Source organism: Streptomyces meridianus (assembly GCF_023703325.1).
Taxonomy (GTDB): Bacteria; Actinomycetota; Actinomycetes; order Streptomycetales; family Streptomycetaceae; genus Streptomyces; species Streptomyces meridianus.
On the sequence record NZ_JAMQGM010000028.1, the window covers coordinates 74,899 to 98,772 of the forward strand.

A 23,874-nucleotide genomic window follows, 5' to 3' on the forward strand; every position below is an offset into this window, starting at 1 on the left:
CGGGGCTCCTTGGGTACTACAGGTCAGCCGTGCCGGCCGACCGGATGTAGCCGCGCTGGTCAGACCGGCGTGACGTTCTCCGCCTGCGGGCCCTTCGGGCCCTGCGTGACGTCGAAGTTCACGGTCTGGTTCTCCTCGAGGGAGCGGAAGCCAGACGCGTTGATCGCGGAGTAGTGGACGAAGACATCCGGGCCGCCGCCGTCCTGGGCGATGAAGCCGAAGCCCTTTTCAGCGTTGAACCACTTGACGGTTCCGGTAGCCATGAGCCCTCCTATGGGCCAAAGGGTCGCCCTGCTCTCCAGAAGTCTGAAAAACTACAAAAGCCTGCGGCGTCACATGCTCCGCAGGCTCTGTACTGCAAGGGAAACCAAACTGCAACTTGCGGCGAGCGTAGCACGGTGCTCACGGAGACTGGAAGAGGGAAAGATCACCCGTGAGTGGGGTGTCGCAGCTCCCGGAAATGGGCACCGGCCCTGGTCAGGGAACGGGTGAACGGGTCCGCGGGCGTGCACCCCGCCCCGCTGCGAGGTCCTGGGGAGCACGGGTCTAATCTCCCGATGTGGACACTTCCGACGGAGCGGCAGCCCCCCTCGCGCCAGCATCTGAGACCGTCCCCGACGACCGGCGACGCAGCCGGCCCCGGGTCGGCCACATTCAGTTCCTGAACTGCCTCCCCCTCTACTGGGGCCTCGCGCGTACAGGAACTCTCCTCGGCATGGACCTCACCAAGGACACCCCGGAGAAGCTGAGCGAACAGCTGGTCCGCGGCGACCTGGACATCGGGCCGATCACGCTCGTCGAGTTCCTGCGCAACGCCGACGACCTGGTCGCCCTGCCGGACATCGCCGTGGGCTGCGACGGTCCCGTCATGTCCTGCGTGATCGTCTCCCAGTTGCCGCTCGACCGGCTGGACCGCGAACGGGTCGCCCTCGGCTCGACCTCCCGCACCTCCGTGCGTCTGGCCCAGCTGCTGCTCGCCGAGCGGTACGGCGTGGAGCCCGACTACTACACCTGCCCGCCCGACCTCGGCCTGATGATGCAGGAGGCGCAGGCAGCGGTGCTGATCGGCGACGCCGCGCTGCGGGCGTCCCTGCACGACGCCCCCCGGCTGGGGCTCGAGGTGCACGACCTCGGCCGGATGTGGAAGGAGTGGACGGGCCTGCCGTTCGTCTTCGCCGTCTGGGCCGCGCGGCGGGACTACCTCGAGCGGGAGCCGCAGATCGTGGACGCGGTCCACCAGGCGTTCCTGGCCTCGCGCGACCTGTCGCTCGAGGAGGTCGCCAAGGTCGCCGAACAGGCGGCCCGCTGGGAGCCCTTCGGCGCCGGACTCCTGGAGCGCTACTTCACCACGCTCGACTTCCGGCTCGGCCGTGAACAGCTGGCCGGGATCACGGAGTTCGCGCGGCGCACCGGTCCGGACACCGGATACCGCTCCGACGTGCGTGTCGAGGTACTGGGACGCTCCTGAGCCGTCCGTGGGCCGGGGTCTGCGGGCGGTGCGACGTCCGGAGGCCCCGCCGGAACGCCCGCAGGGCTGGCGTACGCTGGATCGGTCCGCCAGTTCCTCCCCTGGCCAGCGGCATGGGGGACCCACCGAAAGGGACGTCCCGGTGACCGACAGCGCCGACCTGCAGTCCGTCCTCGACCGCGCAGCCGACGGCGGCCGGATCACTCCGGAGGAAGCCCTCGAGCTGTACCGGTCCGCGCCGCTGCACGCCCTCGGATCGGCCGCGGACGCCGTCCGCCGCCGCCGCTACGCCGGCACCGAGAACATCGCGACGTACATCATCGAGCGGAACATCAACTACACGAACGTCTGCGTGACGGCGTGCCGGTTCTGCGCGTTCTACGCCCCGCCCAAGGACACCGCCAAGGGCTGGACCCGCGACCTCGACGACATCCTGCGGCGCTGTGCCGAGACGGTCGAACTCGGCGGCACCCAGATCATGTTCCAGGGCGGCCACCACCCCGACTACGGCGTGGAGTACTACGAGGAGCACTTCTCCGCGATCAAGAAGGCGTTCCCGCAGCTGGTGATCCACTCCCTCGGTGCGTCCGAGGTCGAGCACATGGCCCGGATCTCCGGTGTGACGCCGGAGGAGGCGATCCGCCGCATCCACGCCGCCGGCCTCGACTCCTTCGCGGGCGCGGGTGCCGAACTCCTCCCGGCCCGGCCGCGGAAGGCCATCGCCCCGCTCAAGGAGTCCGGCGAGCGCTGGCTGGAGATCATGGAGACGGCGCACGGGATGGGCGTCGAGTCGACCTCCACCATGCTGATGGGCACTGGCGAGACGAACGCCGAGCGGATCGAGCACCTGCGCATGATCCGGGACGTGCAGGACCGCACCGGCGGCTTCCGCGCCTTCATCCCGTACACGTACCAGCCCGAGAACAACCACCTGAAGGGGCAGACGCAGGCGACCCTGTTCGAGTACCTGCGCATGATCGCCATCGCGCGGCTCTTCCTCGACAACGTGGCCCACATCCAGGGCTCCTGGCTCACCACGGGCAAGGAGGTCGGCCAGTTGTCCCTGCACTACGGCGCGGACGACCTCGGCTCGATCATGCTCGAGGAGAACGTGGTCTCCTCCGCCGGCGCCAAGCACCGCTCGAACCGGATGGAGATCATCGAGCTGATCCGCGCCGCGGGCCGCGTCCCGGCGCAGCGCGCCACCACGTACGAGCACCTGACGGTGCACGACGACCCGGCGAACGACCCGGTCGACGACAACGTCGTCTCGCACCTGTCGTCCACCGCGATCGACGGGGGCACCGCGCACCCCGAGCTCAAGCTGATCGACGCGGGCTGAGCCGCTTGCTGACGTTGCACCGGGTCCGCGCCGTCCGCCTCACCGAGGACGGCGCGGAGCTCGCCGGGCACGCGGTCGTCGTCTCCGGCGACCGGATCGCGGCCGTCGGGCCCGTGGAGGAGCTGCTCGCCGCGTACGGGGAGACGGCCCGGACACGGGAGTGGGACGGGGTACTGGCCCCCGGCCGGTACGAGCCGGACGCCCCCGCCCTGCTGGAGGGCGCCTACTGGCCCGACCCGCGCGAGGCGGACGCGCTGGGCGCCGAGCCGCTGACCGGTGCGGTCCTCGATGCCCTGGAGATGACGGACACCCGATGGGGCGGCAGCGCCCGGCGTGGAGTGCAGCGGCTGCTGGCGTCCGGGGTCACCGAGGTCTCGGGGCCGTTCGCCCGGCCCGAGGTGCGCCGTGCGGTCGAGCGGTCGGGCGTGCGGGTCGTCCCGGGCCCGCACCGACGCGAACTCACTCCCGGGGGCCCCGCGGACTTCACCGTCCACGACGAGGCCGGGGTCTGCCTGGTGACGGCCCTCGGCGGCCGGCTGGTGCATCGGCGCCGCTGACGGACGGCTGCCGCCGCGCGTCAACGGCGTATGAGCCGCCCGCTGGTTCGGGTGACGGTACGGTCGAATGCGGGACCGCGATCCGTACCCGCGTCCACACTCGCGTCATGGGAGCTGTGATGACCGCTGAACGGTTGGTGAAGGCCACCCCGGACACGTGGATGTACCCGCCACCCGAGGGCTGGACGTACGACCAGGTGAAGGACCTCGAGCTGCCCTTCGAGTGGGAGCTGGTGGACGGAGCGATCGTGGTTCGAGGGATGACCCCGCTGTGGCACAACCTGGTGCGGGACGAGCTGTACCACCGCCTGAGGAGCGCCAAGCGGGAGCCGTACGCCGTCGCCTCCGAGCAGTGCGTGCTGGTGGATGAGAACAACCCGCCGAAGCCGGACGTCATCGTCTACGACAAGCGCGACCTGGACGTCTTCAGCCTGGAGTGCGTACCCGTCGGGAAGGTCGCCCTCGTGGTCGAGGTGGTCTCTCCCGGATCCCGGCAGGACGACCGCATCCGCAAGCCCGGGATGTTCGCCGAGGCCAGGGTTCCGTACTTCTGGCGTGTCGAGCGGGGACAGGACGGGCTGCCCGAGGTGCATGAACTCTGGTTCCACCACGACATGGGGATGTACGTCCCCGCGCCGTCGCATCCCATCCACACCGGGACGCTGAAGACGGACGTCCCGTTCCCGGTGGAGGTCGACCTGCCAGGGCTCGTGGAACCCTGATCCGGGGCATACGGCACCATGGGTGGCGTGACCCGAGCCTCCCTGGACAAGCAGCCGCACGAAGTCGCCGCGATGTTCGACGACGTCGCGGCCAAGTACGACCTCACTAACGACGTGCTCTCGCTGGGCCAGACCCGGCTGTGGCGCAAGGCCGTCGCCCAGGCCGTCGATGCCCGGCCGACCGAGCGGATCCTCGACCTCGCCGCCGGTACCGCCACCTCCTCGCAGCCGTTCGTGGAGGCCGGGGCGTACGTCGTCCCCTGCGACTTCTCGCTCGGCATGCTGCGCGAGGGCAAGAAGCGCCACCCGCGGATGCCGTTCACCGCCGGGGACGCGACCGAACTGCCGTTCGCGGACGGGGTGTTCGACGCCGTCACGATCTCCTTCGGGCTGCGCAACGTGCAGGACACGGACGCCGCCCTCGCCGAGATGCTGCGGGTCACCCGGCCGGGCGGCCGGGTCGTCGTCTGCGAGTTCAGCCACCCCACCTGGCAGCCGTTCCGCACGGTCTACACCGAGTACCTGATGCGGGCGCTGCCGCCGGTCGCCGAGGCGGTCAGCAGCAACCCGGACGCCTACGTCTACCTCGCCGAGTCGATCCGCTCCTGGCCCGACCAGCCCGCGCTGGCCGCACGCCTGCAGAAGGCCGGCTGGTCGAAGGTCGCCTGGCGCAACCTGACGGGCGGCATCGTCGCCCTGCACCGCGGCGTCCGCCCCTGACGAGCGCCGCCCGAGCTCACTGAGGAGGGCCGTCCGTCACCCGTGCGGACGGCCCTCGAGCATCTGCCGCCGCGTTCCAAAGCGCCGCACGCAGAACCGACTTGAACGCATCGTGCAGCTCTGACCTGCGCATTTCTTGAGCCGTTGCCGCATGTTACGTGGCGGGCAAGATCACGCAAGAACCCCGCAACATCGCTTCGGGATGGTGGCTTTCCGGACAGACGGACCCGTGCCCGGAAACCCACTCAAGGGGCTTTCAACCATGTTCGCCACTTCCGTTCTCCCCGCCGCGCCTCCCACCTTCGGGCGCATGCTGACCACCTCCCGTACGATGATCGGCTGGCTGTTCCTGGTGGCCGTGACCTACCTGTTGGGCAACGTCGCCCGGTGGGGCGGAATACCCGCCGCCCATCTGCTCACCGCCCTCGTCGTCGGCGTGACGGCCGCGCTTTCCGGCGTGACGCGCGCCCCGTTCCCCAAGCGGGCCAACCGCGCGGCACAGGCGGTGGTCGGCGTCCTGATGGGCAGCTATCTCGACCCGGGGTCGATGGCCTCGGTCGCGGACTCGATGCTTCCGCTCGCCGGGACGATCCTGGCGACGATCGGCATTTGCCTGGGTGGAGCGCTGCTCCTGCCCCGGATCACCCTGATGGCGCGTGCCGACGCCGTCCTCGGCATGGTCCCCGGCGGTTCGGCGGCCATCATCGCCTGTGCGGAGGAGCTGGACGCGGACAGCAGGATCGTGGCCTTCATGCAGTACCTGAGGGTGGCCCTGGTCGCCGTGACCGCTCCGTTGGTGGTGATGGCCCTGCACAGCGGAGCGGCGGCCCCGGCCGGAGGGCCGCCCGCCCTGCTCCCCGACTCCCTCACCGTGGTCTCGTCCGCCCACCCGGTCGCCGGAGTGACGGTGCTGATCGCCCTGTGCGCGCTCGGCGTCAACGCGGGCCGCAGCCTGCGGCTGCCTGCCCCCGCCCTGCTGGGCCCGATGCTGCTGACCGGGATCGGTGTGTTCACCGGCGCCGCCACGGGTTTCCTGCCGGTGGGGCCGCTCCAGGACGTCGTCTTCGTCGTGGTCGGCCTCGAGGTGGGGCTCCGGTTCACCCCGTCCTCGGTGCGCCACGCGGGACGGCTGCTGCCGCTCGCGCTCGTGACCACGTTCGTCCTCTGCACCCTGTGCGCCGGGCTCGCGGGTGTCCTGTCGGTCACCACCGGCGTCCCCTTCGTGGACGCCTATCTCGCCACCACGCCCGGCGGCATCAACGCGGTGCTGGCCACGGCCTCGTCCCTGCACGCGCACGTCGCGCTGATCTCCACAAGTCAGGGACTGCGGCTCTTCGCCGTGGTCCTGCTGACCCCGCCGCTGATCCGCTGGGCGGCCCGCCGGGGCACCCGGATTCCGCGCCGTCCCGCCGGAGCGCTGCCCGCCGCGGTCCGCGCCCCCGAGGAAGAACGGCAGTTCGCTTCCTGACCTGCCTCGCGGCGTCGAACCCAGGATCTGCTTCGGTCACCACATCCGGGCGGACTTCCCTCCACGGCCCTCTGCTCGCACTCCTCCGATACAGCGCCGGGGGCGGCTGTTCCCCCCTCCGCAGAGGGCGGGGGCGCAACCTGGGGTCACGGACGGCCGGGGACCGTGCTCCTCGCCGTCGCCCGGCTCAGACATAGTCCTCGAGCCGGGCGACGGCGAAGCCCTGGGCGGTGATGGCCCGCAGCAGGTCCTCGGTGACCTTCTTGAGTGTGGTGCCTTCGAGGCGCTCCTTCGGGAAGAAGTGGAACAGGACGATGTCGCCGGGGCGCAATGGGTGGTCGCCGGCGAATGGACCAGGTTTCCCGGGCTGTACGTTGGCCCGCCACAGCACCGTCGCGCGTATCCCGCAGTCCGCCGCCGCCCGCAGGGTGGTGGCGTCGTGGTAGCCGTACGGAGGGCGGAACAGTGTGGGGCGTTCTCCGAAGACCTTTCGCAGGCGGTTCTGCTGGCCGCATATCTCCGCCCGTTGGTCGGCATAGGGGAGACCGGCCAGCCGTTTGTGGCTCAGGGTGTGGTTCTGCACCTTGTTGCCGAGCCGTTGCAGGCGGGCGAAGTAGGGGTAGTCGTCCCCGGCCAGGGAGTCGGTCAGGAACATGCTGAACGGCACGCGCAGGGTGCGCATCATCTCTGCGAAGGCCGGATCCTTGGCTGCACCGTCATCGACGGTGAGGAAGACGACCCTCTCACGGGTGGGTATCCGGTCGATCGGCAGCGCCCGGTGCGTTCCGTTCCCCGGCGAGGTGGGCAACGGCGGCTTGATCCGCGGTGGAGGCGGGGGCGGAATCAGCTGCGGCAGGGTCGACCGGGCAGCCGTGACCGGCTGGTGGCTCCGCTCCGCCGCGGCTTTCTCGCTGTGCGTACTCCCGCACCCGCCCGCCAGCACTGCCGCCACGATGAGGCTGGTCAGCCGGCGCATGGTCGTCGTGGTTCGTCCCGCTCGCTGCATCACGTCGATCACCGTAGCCCGGCTTCGCCGGCGGTCCGCCCGGTGGAGGCGGGAGCACCCGGCCACCGCCACCGAGTACGGCGCGGCCCGGGTCCCGGCCTTGCGGCGGGGGCGGTTGACGTGTGGTGCGCGACGCTCCGCCGGGTTCGCGCGAGCCCGGATCCGAGGCTCACCGGGGTGAGTCACGAGGCCGGCGGTCCTGGTGGGTGAAGTGCCGGGGAACACTGCGTGGCGCGTCCACGAGAGTTCCTGAAACGTCGATTCCCCGGAGCGTGAAGTGTCTTCATCTGTCCGATCCGGGCGGGCCTTGCGGCACGTAGCGTGAGCCGCCCGTGGCCCTCGGCTCCGGGTCCCGTCGGTTCCCCCTCGTGAGGATGGCCCAGTTCTGATGCAGGGCAATGTGCAGCAGCCGCTCCCCCCGACCGTCGCGTTGCTCGGGGCCGGCGGTGTCGCCGTCGCCGAGCCACCGCCGCAGGCGGCCCGGGGGCGGGAGGCTGCCCCCACCCGTCGGGCGCGGCCCCGGCTGTATGCCATCGACGGCATACGCCTTGCCGCCGCGCTCATGGTGGCCCTGCACCACTACGTGGGCACCACCCGGGTCGACCGGCCGGGCAACCCGATCTGGGGGCGGCCGGTCTCCGAGATCATGCCCACGGTGTTCCGCTTCGCCTCCTTCGGCTGGGTCGGCGTCGAGATCTTCTTCGTGATCAGCGGCTTCGTGATCTGCATGTCGTGCTGGGGACGCAGCCCGAAGGAATTCTTCGTGTCACGGGTGGTCCGCCTCTATCCGGCGTACTGGATCGCCGTGCTCTTCACTGTGACAGTCCTGGTCGCCCTGCCGGGCGTGTGGCGGCGGCCGCAGGGGCGGGACATCCTGCTCAACCTCACCATGCTGCAGTCGGGATCCGGCGTACGGAACGTCGACATCGTCTACTGGACTCTCTGGTCGGAGCTGCGGTTCTACCTGCTCTTCATGGTCGTCGTCGTCATGGGGCTGACCTACCGCAGGGTCGTCGTGCTGTGCTGCGTCTGGGGTGCGGCTGCGATGCTCGCCCCGGCGTCCGGCTTCCCCCTGCTGGTGCTGGGGGCCGACCCGGGTGCTGCCTGGTACTTCATCGCGGGACTGGCGCTGTACCTCATGCACCGCTTCGGCCAGGACCTGTTGCTGTGGAGCATCCTCGCCATGGCGTGGCTGATGGGCCAGCGGGAGCTGGGGATGCGGGTCGAGCACGAAGACGTCTCCAGCTGGCGCGGATCCGTGCTGATCTTCACAGTGTTCCTGCTCGTCATGGTGGCTGTGGCGCTCGGCTTCACCGATCGCATCCGCTGGAAGGGGCTGGTCACCGCAGGCTGCCTGACCTACCCGCTCTACCTGATGCACTACCTTGCCGGCACGACGCTCATCAGCCGCCTGCGCGACACCATGGACCCCCGGCTGCTGGTCGTTCTCGTGATCGCCGGCTTCCTGGTCCTCAGCTGGGTGGTCCATCGCCTCGTGGAAAGGCCGGTAGCACGGCTGCTGAAGCGGGGGCTGGACTCCTCCTTCATCAGGTTGCGCTCCGTCGGGCGTGAACAGTGAGCTGTCAACTCCGTCCCCGTCGCTCGGCGGACGAACCCACCGAGCCGGCCGGTCGTCGTGCTGTGCCCTGCCACGATTCGAACCTGTGACACCCGTTTCACCGCCCCACGGGCAGGCCGTGCGGCTCCTTGATGTGCTTCATCACGATCTGCGAGTTGACCTCGGTGACCCCGGGCAGCGCGGTCAGCCGCTCGATCCACAGCCGCTCGAAGGTGTCGATGTCGGCGACCGCGACCCGGAGCAGGCAGCCGGGACTGCCGAACAGCCGGAACGCCTCCACCACGTCCGGCATGTTGTGCACCGCCGCCTCGAACGCCTCGACGGTCGCGCGGTCGCGCCGCACCTCCACCGAGACGAGCACCTCGAAGCGGCGGCCGACCGACGCCGGGTCGACGACGGCCCGGTAGCCGAGGATCACGCCGTCCTCCTCGAGCTGTCGCACCCGGCGCAGGCACGGGGACGGGGTCAGGCCCACCCGCCCGGCCAGTTCCTGGTTGCTCAGCCGCCCGTCACGTTGAAGCTCACGCAAGATACTGCGGTCGACGTCGTCCATGAGGCAATTATCTGCCAGTGGGGGACGTCCGTATGTGAAGACGCGCCATCCTATTTCGACCGCAGTTGCCTATTCTTGCTCGTTGGCCGCACACGGTACGAGCCGTACGAGAGAACCGGAAGAGGGTGATGACGACATGCGACGCGTAGTCGTGGTGACGACGGGCGGGACCATAGCCAGCCGCTGGCAGGGCGCAGGGTACGCGGCCGAGGCGGACGGCCGGGACGTGCTCGCCGCAGCCGCCGACATTCCCCACGGCGTCGAGACCGAGGTCGTCGACCTCTTCACCGTCAACAGCCCGCGTCTGACCACCACCCACCAGCTCACGCTGCTCCGCGCGGTCCACGACGTGCTGGCCGAACCCGCCGTCGACGGCGTGGTCGTCACCCACGGCACCGACACCCTCGAGGAGTCGGCGTTCCTGCTCGACCTCTACCACCGGGACCGGCGGCCCGTCGTCTTCACCGGCGCCCAGCGGCCGCTCGAGGCCGAGGACGGGGACGCTGCCGGCAACCTCTACGACGCGCTGCTCACGGCCTCCAGCATCGAGGACGCGGGCACCCTTGCGGTCTTCGCGGGCCGCGTTCACGCGGCGCGCGGCACCATGAAGACCCAGACCGTCGCGGCCGACGCGTTCGCCGACCCCTCCCACGCGCCGGTCGGCCGGGTCGGCTTCGGCCGCGTGGAACTGCTGCGCCGGCCGGACCGTTCCGAGCCGCTGGACCTGCCGGACCTGGACGCACCGCTGCCCCGGGTCGACATGGTCATGCACCACACGGATGCGGACCCGGCTCTCTTCGACGCCGCCCTCGACGCGGGCGCGCGTGGCGTCGTCCTCGTCGCCACCGGCGCGGGCAACGCCACCCCGGAGTTCACCCGGGCCGTGTGCCGCGCGGTGGAGCGCGGCGTCCTCGTCGCCCTGACCACCCGGGTCCCGGCCGGCCCCGTCACGCCGATCTACACCGGCGGCGGCGCGGTGGACCTCATCTCCGCCGGCGCGGTGCCGACCGGCACCCTGCGCGCCGGGCAGGCCCGGATCGCCGTCCTCGCCGCGCTGATGGCGTCGCCCGGCAACGCGGAGCGCACGGACGTGTTGCGCCGCATCACCGACCCGCGGCCCGCCGCGACCACGGCCGCCGTGCTGGTGTAGCCGGTCCGGTCGTGTCTTCCGCCCCGGAAGAAAAGTTCTCCCGTCGTGTCGATCCGGCCGGGTGCCGTTCGACGCGTGAGTACAAGCCGGAACCTGTCCCCGGGCGACCCGGGGACGGCACCGGCAGCGACACGACAAGGAGACGTGCGATGCGGTTCATGATGATGCTCAGGCTCGATGAGAACACGGCGGCAGACGCCCCCAGTCAGGACCTCATGGAGGAGATGGGCAAGCTCCTCGACGAGATGACCAAGGCAGGCGTGCTGCTCGACACCGCGGGGCTGCGGCCCACCGCCGAGGGGACCCGGGTGCACTGGTCCCACGGCAAGGAGACCGTCACCGACGGGCCCTTCACCGAGGCCAAGGAGGTCATCGGCGGCTACGCCATCATCCAGGCGAAGTCGAAGGAGGAGGCGATCGAGTGGGCGAAGCGGTTCGTGCGGCTCCACGGTGACGAGTTCGAGCTCACGTCCGAGATCCGGCAGATCGAGGAGCCGGACGCGCAGCTCTGAGAGCCCGCCGCGCGGACCGCTGAGGGCCGTCGCCGGACCCCCGCGGCCGCAGCTCGTGCCCCACCCGGACACGTGTTGCGGCCGTTCCGCGGTGCTGCTCTGATGTGGCCGTGACAGCTTCCGACGACGCGCACCGGGCGGTCGACGCCGTCTGGCGCATCGAGTCCCCGCGGCTGATCGCCGGTATCGCGCGGATCGTGAACGACCTCGACGTGGCGGAGGAACTCGCTCAGGACGCGCTGGTCGCCGCACTCGAGCAGTGGCCGGGCTCCGGTGTCCCGCGCAACCCGGGGGCGTGGCTCATGACCACCTCCAAGCGGCGCGCGATCGACCTGCTGCGCCGGAACGCGAACCTCGCCCGCAAGCTCGAACTCCTCGGCCGGGGGCAGCAGACCGAGCAGTGGGCGAGCGAGCCGGAGACCGCCGCTGTTCTCGACGAAGGCCGGATCGAGGACGACCTGCTGCGGCTCGTCTTCACGGCCTGCCACCCGGTGCTGTCCCCGCGAGCACGCGTCGCGCTCACCCTCCGGCTGCTGGGCGGGCTGACCACGGAGGAGATCGCGCGGGCCTTCCTCGTGGCGGAGCCGACCGTGGCCCAGCGCATCGTCCGCGCCAAGCGCACGCTCGCCGGAAAGCGGGTGCCGTTCGAGGCGCCGGAGGGGCCGGAGGTCGCGGCCCGGCTGCCCTCGGTGCTCGAGGTCGTCTACCTGGTGTTCAACGAGGGGTACGCGGCCACGGCCGGGGACGACTGGATGCGCCCGGCGCTCTGCGAGGACGCGCTGCGGCTCGGCCGCGTCCTGGCCGGGCTCATGCCGGAGCAGTCCGAGGTGCACGGGCTGGTCGCGCTCATGGAGATCCAGGCCTCCCGCATCCGCGCCCGCACCGGCCAGGCGGGGGAGCCCGTCCTGCTGCTCGACCAGGACCGGACCCGTTGGGACCGGCTGCTGATCCGCCGTGGTTTCGCCGCCCTGGCCCGCGCGAACGCCGTCGGCGGCGAACTCGGGCCGTACGCCCTCCAGGCCGCCATCGCCGCCTGCCACGCCCGGGCGCTCGACCCCCAGGACACGGAGTGGGAGCGGATCGTCGCGCTGTACGAGGCGCTGGCCCGGCGTGCGCCGTCCCCCGTCGTGGAGTTGAACCGTGCCGTCGCCGTCTCGATGGCCCACGGGCCGGCCAGGGGGCTCGAGGCGGTCGACGCGCTGGCCGGGGAGCCGACGCTGCAGGACTACCACCTGCTGCCCAGCGTGCGCGCGGACTTCCTGGCCCGGCTCGGCCGTGTCGCGGAGGCGCGGCAGGAGCTGGATCGGGCCGCGTCCCTCGCCCGCAATGCCCCGGAGCGCCGGCTGCTGCGCGAACGCGCCGCGGCGCTGGGCCGGCACTCTCGAACCGGTCGGTTGTGAGAGAGCGAAGTTCGTGTGGGCCGAAGGCCCGCTCAGTCGGGCCAGGCCAGGAACCCGCCGACGACGGTGCCGTAGGCGAGGTGTGCTGCGAGCGTGACGGCGGGGGTGCTGCGGCCGTAGTTGAGCATGAGGAAGCCGGGCGGTTCCAGCAGAGCGACATCGGGGGCGCTGGTGTGGAGGGTGCCCATGCGCGGGTGGATGAGGGGCAGCAGGATGTTGACCAGCGCAGTGGCGGCGAACAGGCCGTGAACGAGGCCGAAGACGGTACCCAGCCACCAGCTGCTGTAGCCGATCGCGGCGAAGACGGCGTAGTAGAGCAGGGCGAAGATCTGGCCGTCGACGAAGTGCACGCCGTAGCCGAGAGCTTTGGCACGGGTCCGGTTGGTGGTGAAGGCGGTGCCGAGCAGGAACGGCAGGTCGATGCGGGTGAGGTTGGCGGCGTTGGCTGCGCGCAGGCCGGTGGTCAGGATCAGGGTGCCGACGAACCCGCCGGCCAGCGCGGCCCAGATGCTCATCGTGCTGCCTCCCCGATGGCGCAGGCGGCGTTGATCAGGGCCAGGTGGGACAGGCCCTGAGGCAGGTTGCCGAGGAACATGCCGGTGGCTGGGTCGACCTCTTCGCTGAACAGGCCGACATCGTTGGCGAGGGCCACGAGCCGGTCCACGAGGTGGGCGGCTTCATCAACGCGACCGCACAGGGCCAGCGCTTCGGCGAGCCAGAACGAGCAGGCGAGGAAGGCGCCTTCGGTGCCGGTGAGGCCGTCGGGGCGCAGGTAGCGGTTGACGTAGGGCCCGTCCTGGAGTGTGCGCTGGATGGCGGCGACGGTGCCGCGCATGCGCGAGTCGTCGGGCGCGCGGTAGCCGTGGAGCAGACCGAGCAGGAGACCGGCGTCCAGGGCGTTGCTGTCGGCGGAGCGCACGTAAGTGTTCAGTCGCGGGCTGAAGCAGCGGTCGTCGACGAACGCTGCGATGGCCTGTCGCTCCCGCCGCCAGCGAGCGGAGTGCCGGTCGGGGATCAGTTGCCGTCCGGCCAGGTCGAGGGCGCGGTCGAGGGCGATCCAGCACATCATCTTGGACTGGGTGAAGTGCTCGGGCTCGCTGCGCACCTCCCAGATGCCGGCGTCGGGCTGCCGCCAGACGGTGCAGATGAAGTCGGCGGTCTCGGCCAGTCTGCGGGCGATGTCAGCGTCCAGCCTTCCGCCTGCAGCGGCGTACAGCCAGGCGGTCTGCAGTAGTTCGCCGTAGGTGTCGAGTTGGACCTGCCCGGCGGCCGCGTTGCCGACGCGCACGGGCGCCGAGCCCTGGTAACCCGACAGGGGCAGGGCCTGCTCGGGTGTGCGGGTACCGCCGTCGAGGCGGTACAGGACGTGGAGGCGGGGGTGGGTGAGCTGGGAGGCGTGCATCAGCCACCAGAAGTAGCTGGTGGCTTCCGGTGCGCAGCCCAGCTTGAGGAAGGCGTCGAGGGTGAAGGCGGAGTCGCGGATCCAGCTGAAGCGGTAGTCCCAGTTGCGTCTGCCGCCGAGCTCCTCGGGCAACGAGGCGGTCGCGGCGGCGGCGACCGCGCCGGAGGGCGCGAAGACCAGGAGTTTGAGGGCGAGGGCGCTGCGCAGCACCGCGTCGCGCCAGGGGCCGGTGCAGGTGCGGTGGTCGGCCCACTGCCGCCAGGTGGCGGTGGTCTTCTCCAGGCGGTCCTCGCATTCGGCGCGAGCGGGCAGGACCAGCGGTTCCTGGTGTGCGTAGGCCAGCGCGATCAGGCCCTGGGTACCGGCGTCGGTCCGGAATCGTGCGGTGACGGAGTCGTGCGTGCACTGCGGCTCTCCCGCGTTCCAGGCGCAGACGGCGACCGCATGGGGCCCGGAGGCCGCCATCGGGACCCCGGCACGCCGGGTGATGAGCGGTGCGCGAGTGCCGTACTCGAAGCGCGGCTGGACGCTCCAGCGCATGGGGACGCTGCCGGCGAGGCCCTCGATCCGCCGGACCAGTTCCCGGCCGGGCGCCAGCGAGAGGTTGTCGGACAGGGTCAGGGCGTCGGTCAGCCGGACCGTGCCGTGCGCGGTGGTGAACGTCGTCTGAAGGACGTTGGTGCCGGGGAGGTAGCGGCGGGCCGCGGTGCAGGGCACGTCGGGCTGGAGGAGGAACCTGCCGCCGCGGGCCTGGTCGAGGACGGCGGCGAAGAGGGCGGGCGAGTCCAGGTCGGGCCAGGCCAGCCAGTCCACCGCGCCGTCGCGGGCGACGAGCGCGGCGCAGCGTCCGTCTCCGATCACGGCGTAGTCCCGCAACGGCGCGTATCCGTCCGCCCGCACCGGCGGCTGTGCGGTGTCCGCGCCGGTCGGGGTGCGGCCGGATCCGGGAGGCGGGGCTGTCACCGAGACCACACTCTCCGGGCTATCGTCCGGCCGGGCCGGGCCGGACGAGAAGGTCGCTCAGGGGCACGCCGGAGTCGGCGAGCCGCGTCGGATCGCCCGGTTTCCCGGAGGTGATGAGGGCGCGGATCGGGTCGGTGACGTCCCGGACGTTGACGTTCATGCCGGCCAGTACCCGGCCCTCGGCGAGCCGGAAGGCGGATCCTCCCGGAGGGTCTGTGCTGCCTGCGCACCCGCCGGGCCGGCTCCGGGGATCACGAATACCGTGTTCGCGGTCATGTGCTCTCCTTTGCTGCGTTGGCTCTGCCCGCAGACCGAAGGCGGGGCGCCGCGACCCGGCCCCGCCGCCCTGGAGTCCATCGTCGTCGATGGCACCGTGCTGCGGGCGGTTGCGGTGTTTCCCGGTGTGTCCGTCGTCGGCGGTCGCAGGCTGCTTCGCCAGGATCACTCGGTCGGCGACCGGTTGCATCAGGCGGCGCGTTTGGTGCGCAGATCGGTGTCCAGCTGCTCGAAGAGCTCCTTGCCGGAGGCCGTGAACTTGCTGACGCCCTCGTCTTCCGGCACGCGCACCACGTGGTCGTAGGACACTCCGACAGCCTCGAGGTCATCGAGTACCTGTTGGGCCTGCGCATACGTGCCATGGACAGTGTCGCCGGGGAATGCGGCCGTGGTCCGCGACCGCGCGCAGGGTCTGTTCCGGCATGGTGTTGACCTTCCGCGGACCGGACGCAGACCTCCCCACGCCCAGCGGGTGAGCCGGTGGAGGGCCCACCCGCCTCGTCACTTTCCGTGGCTGACGTCTGCCGTCAGTGAGACTGCCGCTTGCCGTGGTAGCGCTGGGCGAGCCGGGCGAGGGCGACAGCACCGAGCAGCAGGCCGAAGTCGCGCAGTGCGACGTCGTAGTGGCCGGGGATGGTCAGCAGGTCGACGATGATGCCCGCGAGCCATCCGGCCACCAGCCGGCCCCCGAAGCGCGGGGCGAGCGCGACGGCAAGGCCCGCGACGATCTCGATCGCTCCGACGGCGTACATGGCCTGCTGGGCGCTGCCCGGAACGATGTCGTTGATCCACGGGGCGAGGTCGGTGGGCCAGTCGCCCGCGAACACACCCAGACGGTGTGCGGCATGAACCTGCACCTGCTCCGCGGCGTACTGGAAGGGCTCGCCGACAGCGGCCGCCAGGCGTGCCTGGCGCCCCGCCCCGGTCACTGCTGCGTCCGCCTGGAGCCGGCTTCCCTCCGCCCACCGGCCTGCGCCCGCCCTGAGGCGTAACGCCGCTCGCAGTTCTGCACCCCATCAGCTTCCGCGCCGCGTCCAGCGCGCTCACCGGGCCGACCAGGTGCTCCTCGACCGGCAAGTCCAGGCTCGGGCCCGCCAGGACGTCGTCGCAGACGGCGTCCCACCTTCTTCCGTCCGGCAGCCGGGCCCGCGGGCCGCCCCACCGGCGCGACGGCGAGGCGAACACGTGCGGCTGAAGGGCGCGGTTCGTGCCCGACGTGTTTCGACGGGGACGAACTCCCGCCGGACGCGGCCGACTTCCTGCTGGACTTCGTGAACGGATTCCCAAGGGAGGAACGCGAGTTGGATCCCGCGCCGGCCCGCTGAGGCCGAGCCGCTTCTCAGCGGGCCGGTGGAGGGCGACGAACCGCGCCGCGAACTCGGCGCTGACGGTCATCCGCTACGCCCCCGGTCGTCCCGCCGCTCTGCTCGTCCACAACGACCTGGAACATGTGCCCCGGGAGCTGCCCTGGACGGGTTCCCCGCCCGGGCAGCGGTTCTGATCCGTCAGCTCGATCGCCGTCCTCGGTCGCGACGTGCAATGCCATCCGGGCCATCCCCTCCGAGCCCCTGCTGCGGAAGGCGTGAGTCCCCGAACTGCATTGCAGCTAATCTCCGTTCATGACAGCCACGCCGTTCGACGCGCTCTTCGACCGCGGCCGGGAGGCGCTCCTGGCCAGGAGTCATCCGTGCCAGTCGGCGCCGTGCGACGGCGACTCCCGCTGGGGCCTGTCCGTGCTGTTGCGACCGGACACCGTGACGGCAGCCTGCCTCGACCGCCTTGCCGCCGAGGCGGGTGCGGTCGCCGGCAAGGCCCACTGGCCCACCGGGGCCGGCAGTTCGTCGCACTTCACCGTGCGCACCCTGGAGCCCTACCGCTCCCAGGTGCCCGCCGACGATCCGGCCCTGGGCCGCCACGGCCGCGCGATGCGGGCTGCGGCGACGGGCGTGCCGCCGGTCCGGCTCCGGCTGACCGGTCTCACGCTCACGCCCGGCAGCGTCATGGCCTGCGCCGAGCCCGTGGACGGTGCGGCCGGACGCCTGGCGGACGCACTCGGCGAGGACGGCCGGTACGAGACCGTGAAGCGGGACATCTGGTACGCCAACGTCCTCCACTTCGCCGCCCCGTTGGAGTCCGAGCAGGCGAAGACGCTGATCGACTGGGTGGCCGCACGTCGCACGCTCGATCGCGCAACGACCGAGGCCCGGCGGGTCGAGCTGGCGCACTGGACGTTCCCCGCGGGGCGGCCGCTGCCGCGTGCGCTGCTGACGGTGCCGCTGACCGGCTGAGGGCCGACTGAGGGCCGGAGGCCGTCGGACGGTGCGGTCCGCACTCCGGCCCGCACCCCGTACCTCTCCCCGGCCCCGCGCCCCCGTCCGACGGCCCCTGCCCCCTGGCTCCCCGGTCAGCCGCCGCAGAGCTGCACGGACTGCACGCGCGTGACGGCGCCGGCGCCTGCGTTCGGGCGGCTGCCCGGCTCGCAGGCGACGTCGGGGGCCGGCCCCGACGCCCGGGGAGTTCCGTTCGTGTCGCACCGTCGCTCTGCCCTGCGGATCTGCCGGGTCACGCGGTGCTCGCGAAGCGCCCCGACGACCGGCGGGAGCAGGACGACGAGCGCGATACCGGTGACGACTGCAAAGTCCAGGAATGCGCCGAGTGGTGTGTTCATGTCCTCGAGGATCGTCCTGCGCAGCACGCAACAGCAGTGGCAGTACTGACATGCAGCACTGAATTACTGCCATGCTGGGCGCATGCTGAACAACGTCGCCCTCGTGCTGACCCATGGAGTCAATGCCTTCGAACTCGGCGTCGTCGCGGAGGTGTTCGGCATGGATCGCAGTGAACAGGGACTTCCGGTACATGACTTTGCCATGGTTGCCGCCGAGCAGCCCCCGCTGCGCGCGCATCCCGGTTTCACCGTCGACACCCCCCACGGCCTCGAGCGCCTCGTGGAGGCCGACCTCATCGCGATCCCGGCCGGGCAGGGCTATTCGAGCCGGGAGTTCCCGGAACCCCTCCTCGACGCGCTCCGTGCGGCCGTCGACCGAGGGGCCTGGGTGCTCAGCGTCTGCTCCGGCGCCTTCCTGCTCGGAGCCGCGGGTCTGCTCGACGGCAGGCGCTGCACCACCCACTGGCGCTACACCGGGCTGCTGGCGCGCCGCTACCCGCGGGCGGCCGTCGAACCCGACGTGCTGTACGTCCAGGACGGGTCGGTGGTCACCTCCGCCGGGACCGCGGCCGGTATCGACGCCTGTCTGCACCTCGTCCGCCTGGAACTCGGCAGCAAGGTCGCCAACGCCATCGCCCGCCGCATGGTGGTGCCCCCGCACCGGGAGGGCGGCCAGGCCCAGTACATCGAATACGCCGTGCCCGCGCAGCGGGCGCAGGACGCCATCGGCGGCTCCCTGCGCTGGATGGAGGAGCATCTCGAGGAGGAGGTCACCGTCGGTGAACTCGCCGAGCGTGCACACCTGTCGCCGCGCACCTTCGCCCGTCGCTTCCGTCAGGAGACGGGTACCACGCCGTACCAGTGGATGCTGGCGCAGCGGCTGCTGCGGGCCCGGAACCTCCTGGAGGACACCGACCTGACCGTGGAGTCCATCGCCGCCCGGGCCGGTTTCGGTGACGCCGCCGTGCTGCGGCACCACTTCGTCAAACGGCTCGGCACCTCCCCGCACGCCTACCGGCGTACGTTCCGCGGCCCGTGCCGAACGGAAACCGCCGGGGCGGGGGCCTCCGCGCCTGCCGCGCGGTCCTGACTCCTCGGGTACGCCCGGGCGCGGGGGGTCCGGGGCCGCTGCATAGACTGAAGCCCGTCCCGGGCCGGCCGTGCCTGACGAACCTGCTCGTGCGGCCGCCGCACCACCTCTCGTCGGGAGTATCGACGTGACCGAGCCCGCCTCGAACGCAGCCTCCGAGCGCAGCGCCGATGTGATCGTTGTCGGGGCCGGCCCCGCCGGTTCGACGACCGCCTACCACCTGGCCAGGGCGGGACTCGACGTCCTCCTGCTGGAGAAGACGGCATTCCCCCGCGAGAAGGTCTGCGGCGACGGCCTGACGCCGCGTGCCACCAAGCAGCTCGTGGCCATGGGCATCGATGTCTCCGAGGAGGCGGGCTGGTTGCGCAACAAGGGCCTGCGGATCATCGGCGGCGGTGTGCGCCTCCAGCTCGACTGGCCCGAACTGGCCAGCTACCCGGACTACGGGCTGGTCCGCAAGCGCGACGACTTCGACGAACAGCTGGCCCGCCAGGCCGAGAAGGCCGGCGCCCGGCTCTACGAGCGCTGCAACGTGGGCGCCCCGATCACCGACGAGAGCACCGGCCGGATCACCGGCGTGCACGCCAAGCTCGGCGAGGAGAAGACCCCGGTCACCTTCCACGCCCCGCTGGTGGTCGCCGCCGACGGCAACTCCACCCGGCTGTCGTTGGCCATGGGGCTGCACCGCCGCGAGGACCGCCCGATGGGCGTCGCCGTGCGGACGTACTTCACCTCTCCCCGTCACGACGACGACTACCTCGAGTCCTGGCTGGAGCTGTGGGACCGCCGCGAGGGCCAGGAGCGGCTGCTGCCCGGTTACGGCTGGATCTTCGGCATGGGTGACGGCACCTCCAACGTCGGCCTCGGTGTGCTCAACACCTCCGAGGCGTTCAAGGAGCTGGACTGGCGCGAGGTCCTCAAGACCTGGTGCGCCTCGATGCCCGAGGACTGGGGCTACACGCCGGAGAACATGACCGGCCCGATCCGCGGCGCGGCGCTGCCGATGGCGTTCAACCGGCAGCCGCACTACACCAAGGGCCTGCTGCTGGTCGGCGACGCGGGCGGCCTGGTCAACCCGTTCAACGGCGAGGGCATCGCCTATGCGATGGAGTCGGGGCAGATCGTCGCCGACGTCATCGTCCAGGCCCAGGCGCGGCAGACCGCCGAGGGCCGGGAACGGGTGCTGCACAGCTACCCGAAGATCCTCAAGGACACCTACGGCGGCTACTACACGCTCGGCCGCGCCTTCGTGAAGATGATCGGCAGCCCGAAGGTCATGAAGATCGCGACGCAGCGCGGTCTGACGCATCCGACGCTGATGAAGTTCACCCTCAAGATGCTGGCGAACCTCACCGACCCGTCGGGCGGGGACGCGATGGACCGCATCATCAACGGCCTCAGCAAGGTTGCCCCGAAGGCCTGACCTGCGAGTTTCAGCGTTCCGAAGGCGCCCCCGGCACACGCTGCCGGGGCGCCTTCACGTCCCCCTGGAGAAGACTTCCAACTTTGGTATGTTCATTTTTGGAAGTATCAGGAGTGGGCCTATAGAGGCGAGGCGCGTGTGGACGGTTTCATCGGCCGGGAACGTGAGCTCACGGCGTTGGAGCGGATGCTGCGGCGCGTCGAGGACGGCGGCCGCACCGGGCGTCCCGGGCGGGCGGTCCTGATGCGCGGCCGGCGGCGGGTGGGCAAGTCCCGGCTGGTCGAGGAGTTCGTCGAGCACTCCGGAGCCCCGCACCTGTTCTTCACCGCCTCGGCCCAGTCCACCGCGGACACGGACGTGCAGGCGTTCGTCGAGGCGGCAGCCGCCTCGGACCTGCCCGGCGCCGGAAACTTCGTCGGGCAGTCGCCCCGGGACTGGGACGCTGCCTTCCGGCTGCTGGTGTCCGCCCTGCCCGCCGACCGGCCGAGCGTCGTCGTGCTCGACGAGATGCCGTACCTGATCAGGAACGATCCGGGGTTCGAGGGCACGCTGCAGAAGTTCTTCGACCGGGAGCTGTCCCGGCGGCCCGTCCTCATTCTCTGCGTGGGTTCCGACCTGGCGATGATGGAGCGGCTCAACGACTACGACCGTCCCTTCCACCAGCGCGGCACCGAGATGGTGGTGCCTCCGCTCAGCCCCGCCGACGTGGCGGACATGCTGGACCTGCCGGCCCCCGAGGCGTTCGACGCCTACCTCGTCTCCGGCGGGCTGCCGCTCGTCCTGGAGGAGTGGCCCCGGGGCGGCGGCGTCTTCGACTACCTGGAGGAGGTGGTCGAAGACCCGACATCGGCGCTCATCGTGAGCGGGGAACGCTCGCTCGCGGCGGAGTTCCCCCCGGACGCCCAGGCCCGGCTGGTCCTGGGGGTGATCGGAGCCGGCGAGCGTTCCCGTGCCCTGATCGGGCGGGCCGGTGGCGGTCTCCCGGCCAGCAGTCTCAACCGGGCTCTCCAACTCCTCACGGAGAAAAGGGTGGTGGAGGCAGTCGCTCCGCTGTCGGTCCGGCCCTCCAAGGAGACGCGCTACCAGGTGGCCGATCCCCATCTGCGGTTCTGGCTCGCCTTCCTCGGGCCGCACCTGTCCGAGATCGAGCGAGGCCGGGGCGATCTGACGTTGGCGCGCATGCGCACGTCCTGGACGTCCTGGCGCGGCCGGGCGATCGAACCGGTCGTCCGCGAGTCGCTGTTCCGGATGCGGGACGGAGGCGTGCCCGAGGGAACGGGCGCGGTGGGCGGCTACTGGACGCGGACCAACGATCCCGAGATCGACGTCGTCGCAGCGGACCGGGGCCCGATCGCCCAGCGGATCACGGCCGTCGGTTCGGTCAAGTGGCTGGAGAACCGCCCGTTCGACGCCCATGACCTCGCCGGTCTGCTCCGGCACCGCTCGCAGTTGCCCGGCGCGGACGAGACCACGCCGCTGATCGCCGTGGCCCGGGCCGGGGTCGCGGTCGACGGAGTGCGGGCGGCCGGGCCGGACGATCTCCTCGCCGCCTGGCGGTGATCAGGCGCGGACAGCGCGCACGACGTGAGGTGCGCATACACACGAAGGGCCCGCCGCCCCGGGCGGGAAGCGGCGGGCCCTTCGTGTCACAGGAGTCCGCGGGGGTCAGAGCACCCGGCGTGCGGAGGTCGGCGGGTAGTCGTCGAGGTTCTGCTTGACGACTCCCTTGTCCGGGTTGGCGGCGTCGATGTACTGGCCGCCGCCCACGTACACACCCACGTGGTAGGCGCTGCCGGTGCCGCCCCAGAAGATGAGGTCGCCGGGCTGGAGGGAGTCGACGGACACGGCGGTGCCGGTCGTTGACTGGTCCTGCGAGGTGCGCGGCAGGTTCACCCCGGCCGTCTTGAACGCCTGCAGCGTCAGACCGGAGCAGTCGTACGCGGACGGGCCGCTGGCCCCCATGACGTACGCCTTGCCGACCTGGGCCTGGAGGAACGACAGGACGGAGGCGGCGGAACCGGTGCCCGAGAGCGTGGTGCGCGCCGCGGACCGGGAGGCGCGCTCCGCGGCAGCGGCGGCGGCCTTGGCCTTGGCCTCGGCCTTGCGCTCGGCGATCGTCCTGGCCTTCTTCGCCGCGGCCTTCTTCGCGGTGAGGGCGGCCTGCGCCTGCTCGGAACGGATCTCGGAGCGGTACTCGTAGTCGGCAGCCGCCTGCGCGGTGGCGGCGGTCGACTGGGCGGACGCATTCGCGACGGCCGCCGCCACGGCGGGCATCTCGACGGTCTTCTGCGCGGGCTCAGCGGCGTTCGCGGAGGCGGCCGCGCCGGTCACCGCGAAGGTGCTGAGGACGCCGCCGGCGACTCCGGTGCGCACGATCCACGCGGACGCAGTGCGACGGGGCTTCCGGCGGCTGGGTATGTGAGCGGTCTGGGACATGCATCAACGGCTACCAGGCGTGCAGGGGCTCCATCAAGAAGTGTGGAATGCGGCACAGTTGTCCCGTAGGAGCCCACAACGGCCCTCTGTCGATCTCCCCATGGTGTGTCCACCGGTAACCCACCGGTGTTGATCAGCGGCATGAGCACCTTCTTTCTTTGAATTGCCCGGATTGCTCTCCGCTTACCACCGGTGCCAGGGGGTGGCCAAGGGGGCTGCGCCCCGACGGGGGGTGCACGTGGTGCATGTCACGGCTCCCCGCGGGGCCGTCCCGAGTCCGTGAACGCATGCACGTACGGACCGGAACCCGTTCGGGGAGTCCGTCCACCGCTGTCCGCGAGGCGCTCGCAGGGGTGGTTCCGCGGTGGGTCCGCCGCGACGTCCGGAGGGCCCGGCGGAGCGCTATCAGATGTCCGGCGAGGGCTCGAATTCGCATCCAGACGGCATCGCTTGATAGTGGAGTCAAGGCTCCGACCAGCGAAAACGCAGGAGATTGTCACGTCTGGTGATCGCTCGGCCGCTTCACGTACGAAGATCACTGCTCATCCGTGTTCATGATCGTTCGTCAGGTGGTGGAGATCACAAAGTCGTTGTCCGCACCCGTGTCGCAGATCACAGACCGACAGGCATAGGATGCAAGCGAAATGGGCTTGTGAACTGCCTCACATAACACGATCCACGCGGAGATCGGGGCGAGGTCCACAGCTCGACGCGTCTCTCCGACCGCGACGGAGGGACTCCGGCAGTCACCGTCGACTGGAAGGAGCGAGGAGCGTGAACGCCTATGCGCCCATCCTCGTGCTCGGCGCCCTCGGGGCAGGCTTCGCGATCTTCTCCGTGGTCATGGCGGCCCTCATCGGCCCCAAGCGCTACAACCGGGCGAAGCTCGAGGCGTACGAGTGCGGAATCGAGCCGACCCCGCAGCCGGCCGGCGGCGGGCGCTTTCCGATCAAGTACTACCTGACGGCGATGCTCTTCATCGTCTTCGACATCGAGATCGTCTTCCTCTACCCCTGGGCCGTGACCTTCGACGCCCTCGGGCTTTTCGGGCTCGTCGAGATGCTGCTCTTCGTGCTCACCGTCTTCGTCGCCTACGCCTACGTCTGGCGTCGGGGCGGCCTGGAATGGGACTAGGGGCC

Annotated in this window: 24 protein-coding genes; 15 read left to right on the forward strand and 9 right to left on the reverse strand. The window is 71.0% G+C overall.

Annotated features, from left to right (window positions below; all coding sequences use genetic code 11):
• Positions 1-59 precede the first annotated feature (59 nt).
• Positions 60-263: a cold-shock protein gene (locus M1E25_RS13400; RefSeq protein ID WP_019707740.1), complete on the reverse strand. Its 204-nt coding sequence runs from the start codon at positions 261-263 to the stop codon at positions 60-62.
• A gap of 296 nt (positions 264-559) precedes the next feature.
• On the opposite strand from M1E25_RS13400, the gene M1E25_RS13405 reads away from it, so the two are divergent.
• From M1E25_RS13405 to M1E25_RS13430, 6 genes are all read left to right on the forward strand, one after another.
• Positions 560-1,468 (forward strand): menaquinone biosynthetic enzyme MqnA/MqnD family protein, encoded by a 909-nt coding sequence (locus M1E25_RS13405; RefSeq protein WP_251414747.1) that lies wholly within the window; start codon positions 560-562, stop codon positions 1,466-1,468.
• Positions 1,469-1,610: 142 nt separating this feature from the next.
• Positions 1,611-2,810 carry a cyclic dehypoxanthinyl futalosine synthase gene (mqnC, locus tag M1E25_RS13410; protein WP_251414749.1) on the forward strand — a complete coding sequence of 400 codons (1,200 nt, stop codon included), beginning with the start codon at positions 1,611-1,613 and terminating at the stop codon, positions 2,808-2,810.
• A gap of 5 nt (positions 2,811-2,815) precedes the next feature.
• Positions 2,816-3,367, forward strand: coding sequence for an imidazolonepropionase-like domain-containing protein (locus M1E25_RS13415; RefSeq protein ID WP_251414751.1), 552 nt, complete (start codon positions 2,816-2,818; stop codon positions 3,365-3,367).
• Positions 3,368-3,474: 107 nt separating this feature from the next.
• Positions 3,475-4,089, forward strand: a complete 615-nt coding sequence (locus M1E25_RS13420) for a Uma2 family endonuclease (RefSeq protein WP_251414753.1) — start codon at positions 3,475-3,477, stop codon at positions 4,087-4,089.
• A gap of 27 nt (positions 4,090-4,116) precedes the next feature.
• Complete coding sequence (locus M1E25_RS13425; RefSeq protein WP_251414755.1) at positions 4,117-4,809, forward strand: demethylmenaquinone methyltransferase; 693 nt, start codon at positions 4,117-4,119, stop codon at positions 4,807-4,809.
• 262 nt (positions 4,810-5,071) lie between these two features.
• On the forward strand, positions 5,072-6,277 hold the full coding sequence (locus M1E25_RS13430; protein WP_251414757.1) for an AbrB family transcriptional regulator: 1,206 nt from the start codon (positions 5,072-5,074) through the stop codon (positions 6,275-6,277).
• A gap of 187 nt (positions 6,278-6,464) precedes the next feature.
• Here the strand turns inward: M1E25_RS13430 and M1E25_RS13435 are convergent, their stop codons facing one another.
• The gene (locus M1E25_RS13435) at positions 6,465-7,283 is read right to left on the reverse strand and encodes a polysaccharide deacetylase family protein (protein WP_251414894.1); all 819 of its coding nucleotides are present in this window, start codon (positions 7,281-7,283) and stop codon (positions 6,465-6,467) included.
• Positions 7,284-7,671: 388 nt separating this feature from the next.
• Between M1E25_RS13435 and M1E25_RS13440 the strand changes: the two genes are divergently transcribed.
• Complete coding sequence (locus M1E25_RS13440; protein ID WP_251414759.1) at positions 7,672-8,862, forward strand: acyltransferase family protein; 1,191 nt, start codon at positions 7,672-7,674, stop codon at positions 8,860-8,862.
• A 97-nt stretch (positions 8,863-8,959) separates the two neighbouring features.
• Here the strand turns inward: M1E25_RS13440 and M1E25_RS13445 are convergent, their stop codons facing one another.
• A complete protein-coding gene (locus tag M1E25_RS13445) occupies positions 8,960-9,415 on the reverse strand; it encodes an Lrp/AsnC family transcriptional regulator (RefSeq protein ID WP_251414761.1) in 456 nt (151 codons plus the stop codon).
• A gap of 136 nt (positions 9,416-9,551) precedes the next feature.
• On the opposite strand from M1E25_RS13445, the gene M1E25_RS13450 reads away from it, so the two are divergent.
• From M1E25_RS13450 to M1E25_RS13460, 3 genes are all read left to right on the forward strand, one after another.
• Positions 9,552-10,565: an asparaginase gene (locus M1E25_RS13450; RefSeq protein WP_251414764.1), complete on the forward strand. Its 1,014-nt coding sequence runs from the start codon at positions 9,552-9,554 to the stop codon at positions 10,563-10,565.
• A 149-nt stretch (positions 10,566-10,714) separates the two neighbouring features.
• Positions 10,715-11,077, forward strand: coding sequence for a YciI family protein (locus tag M1E25_RS13455; protein ID WP_251414766.1), 363 nt, complete (start codon positions 10,715-10,717; stop codon positions 11,075-11,077).
• Between the two features lie 104 nt (positions 11,078-11,181).
• Positions 11,182-12,477: an RNA polymerase sigma factor gene (locus M1E25_RS13460; protein WP_251414768.1), complete on the forward strand. Its 1,296-nt coding sequence runs from the start codon at positions 11,182-11,184 to the stop codon at positions 12,475-12,477.
• 32 nt (positions 12,478-12,509) lie between these two features.
• Here the strand turns inward: M1E25_RS13460 and M1E25_RS13465 are convergent, their stop codons facing one another.
• From M1E25_RS13465 to M1E25_RS13480, 4 genes are all read right to left on the reverse strand, one after another.
• A complete protein-coding gene (locus M1E25_RS13465) occupies positions 12,510-12,992 on the reverse strand; it encodes a hypothetical protein (RefSeq protein WP_251414773.1) in 483 nt (160 codons plus the stop codon).
• A complete protein-coding gene (locus M1E25_RS13470) occupies positions 12,989-14,842 on the reverse strand; it encodes a glycoside hydrolase family 15 protein (protein ID WP_251414775.1) in 1,854 nt (617 codons plus the stop codon). Before M1E25_RS13470 ends, M1E25_RS13465 begins: the two co-directional genes overlap by 4 nt.
• Positions 14,843-14,861: 19 nt before the next feature.
• A complete protein-coding gene (locus M1E25_RS13475) occupies positions 14,862-15,002 on the reverse strand; it encodes a hypothetical protein (RefSeq protein ID WP_372500742.1) in 141 nt (46 codons plus the stop codon).
• A gap of 643 nt (positions 15,003-15,645) precedes the next feature.
• The gene (locus tag M1E25_RS13480; RefSeq protein ID WP_251414897.1) at positions 15,646-15,975 is read right to left on the reverse strand and encodes a hypothetical protein; all 330 of its coding nucleotides are present in this window, start codon (positions 15,973-15,975) and stop codon (positions 15,646-15,648) included.
• 762 nt (positions 15,976-16,737) lie between these two features.
• Here M1E25_RS13480 and M1E25_RS13490 point away from each other — a divergent pair.
• Complete coding sequence (locus M1E25_RS13490; protein WP_251414778.1) at positions 16,738-17,406, forward strand: hypothetical protein; 669 nt, start codon at positions 16,738-16,740, stop codon at positions 17,404-17,406.
• Between the two features lie 116 nt (positions 17,407-17,522).
• Here the strand turns inward: M1E25_RS13490 and M1E25_RS13495 are convergent, their stop codons facing one another.
• On the reverse strand, positions 17,523-17,786 hold the full coding sequence (locus M1E25_RS13495; RefSeq protein ID WP_251414781.1) for a hypothetical protein: 264 nt from the start codon (positions 17,784-17,786) through the stop codon (positions 17,523-17,525).
• 82 nt (positions 17,787-17,868) lie between these two features.
• On the opposite strand from M1E25_RS13495, the gene M1E25_RS13500 reads away from it, so the two are divergent.
• The 3 genes from M1E25_RS13500 to M1E25_RS13510 all read left to right on the forward strand — a co-directional run bounded on the left by M1E25_RS13500 (position 17,869) and on the right by M1E25_RS13510 (position 21,859).
• On the forward strand, positions 17,869-18,876 hold the full coding sequence (locus M1E25_RS13500; protein WP_251414784.1) for a helix-turn-helix domain-containing protein: 1,008 nt from the start codon (positions 17,869-17,871) through the stop codon (positions 18,874-18,876).
• Between the two features lie 127 nt (positions 18,877-19,003).
• Positions 19,004-20,299, forward strand: a complete 1,296-nt coding sequence (locus M1E25_RS13505; protein ID WP_251414787.1) for a geranylgeranyl reductase family protein — start codon at positions 19,004-19,006, stop codon at positions 20,297-20,299.
• A gap of 138 nt (positions 20,300-20,437) precedes the next feature.
• Entirely contained in the window at positions 20,438-21,859 is a 1,422-nt protein-coding gene (locus M1E25_RS13510) for an ATP-binding protein (protein ID WP_251414790.1), read from the forward strand.
• Between the two features lie 105 nt (positions 21,860-21,964).
• On the opposite strand, the gene M1E25_RS13515 is transcribed toward M1E25_RS13510, so the two are convergent.
• The gene (locus tag M1E25_RS13515) at positions 21,965-22,735 is read right to left on the reverse strand and encodes a C40 family peptidase (protein ID WP_251414793.1); all 771 of its coding nucleotides are present in this window, start codon (positions 22,733-22,735) and stop codon (positions 21,965-21,967) included.
• 774 nt (positions 22,736-23,509) lie between these two features.
• Between M1E25_RS13515 and M1E25_RS13520 the strand changes: the two genes are divergently transcribed.
• Positions 23,510-23,869 (forward strand): NADH-quinone oxidoreductase subunit A, encoded by a 360-nt coding sequence (locus M1E25_RS13520; protein ID WP_251414796.1) that lies wholly within the window; start codon positions 23,510-23,512, stop codon positions 23,867-23,869.
• The last annotated feature ends 5 nt before the right edge of the window (positions 23,870-23,874 follow it).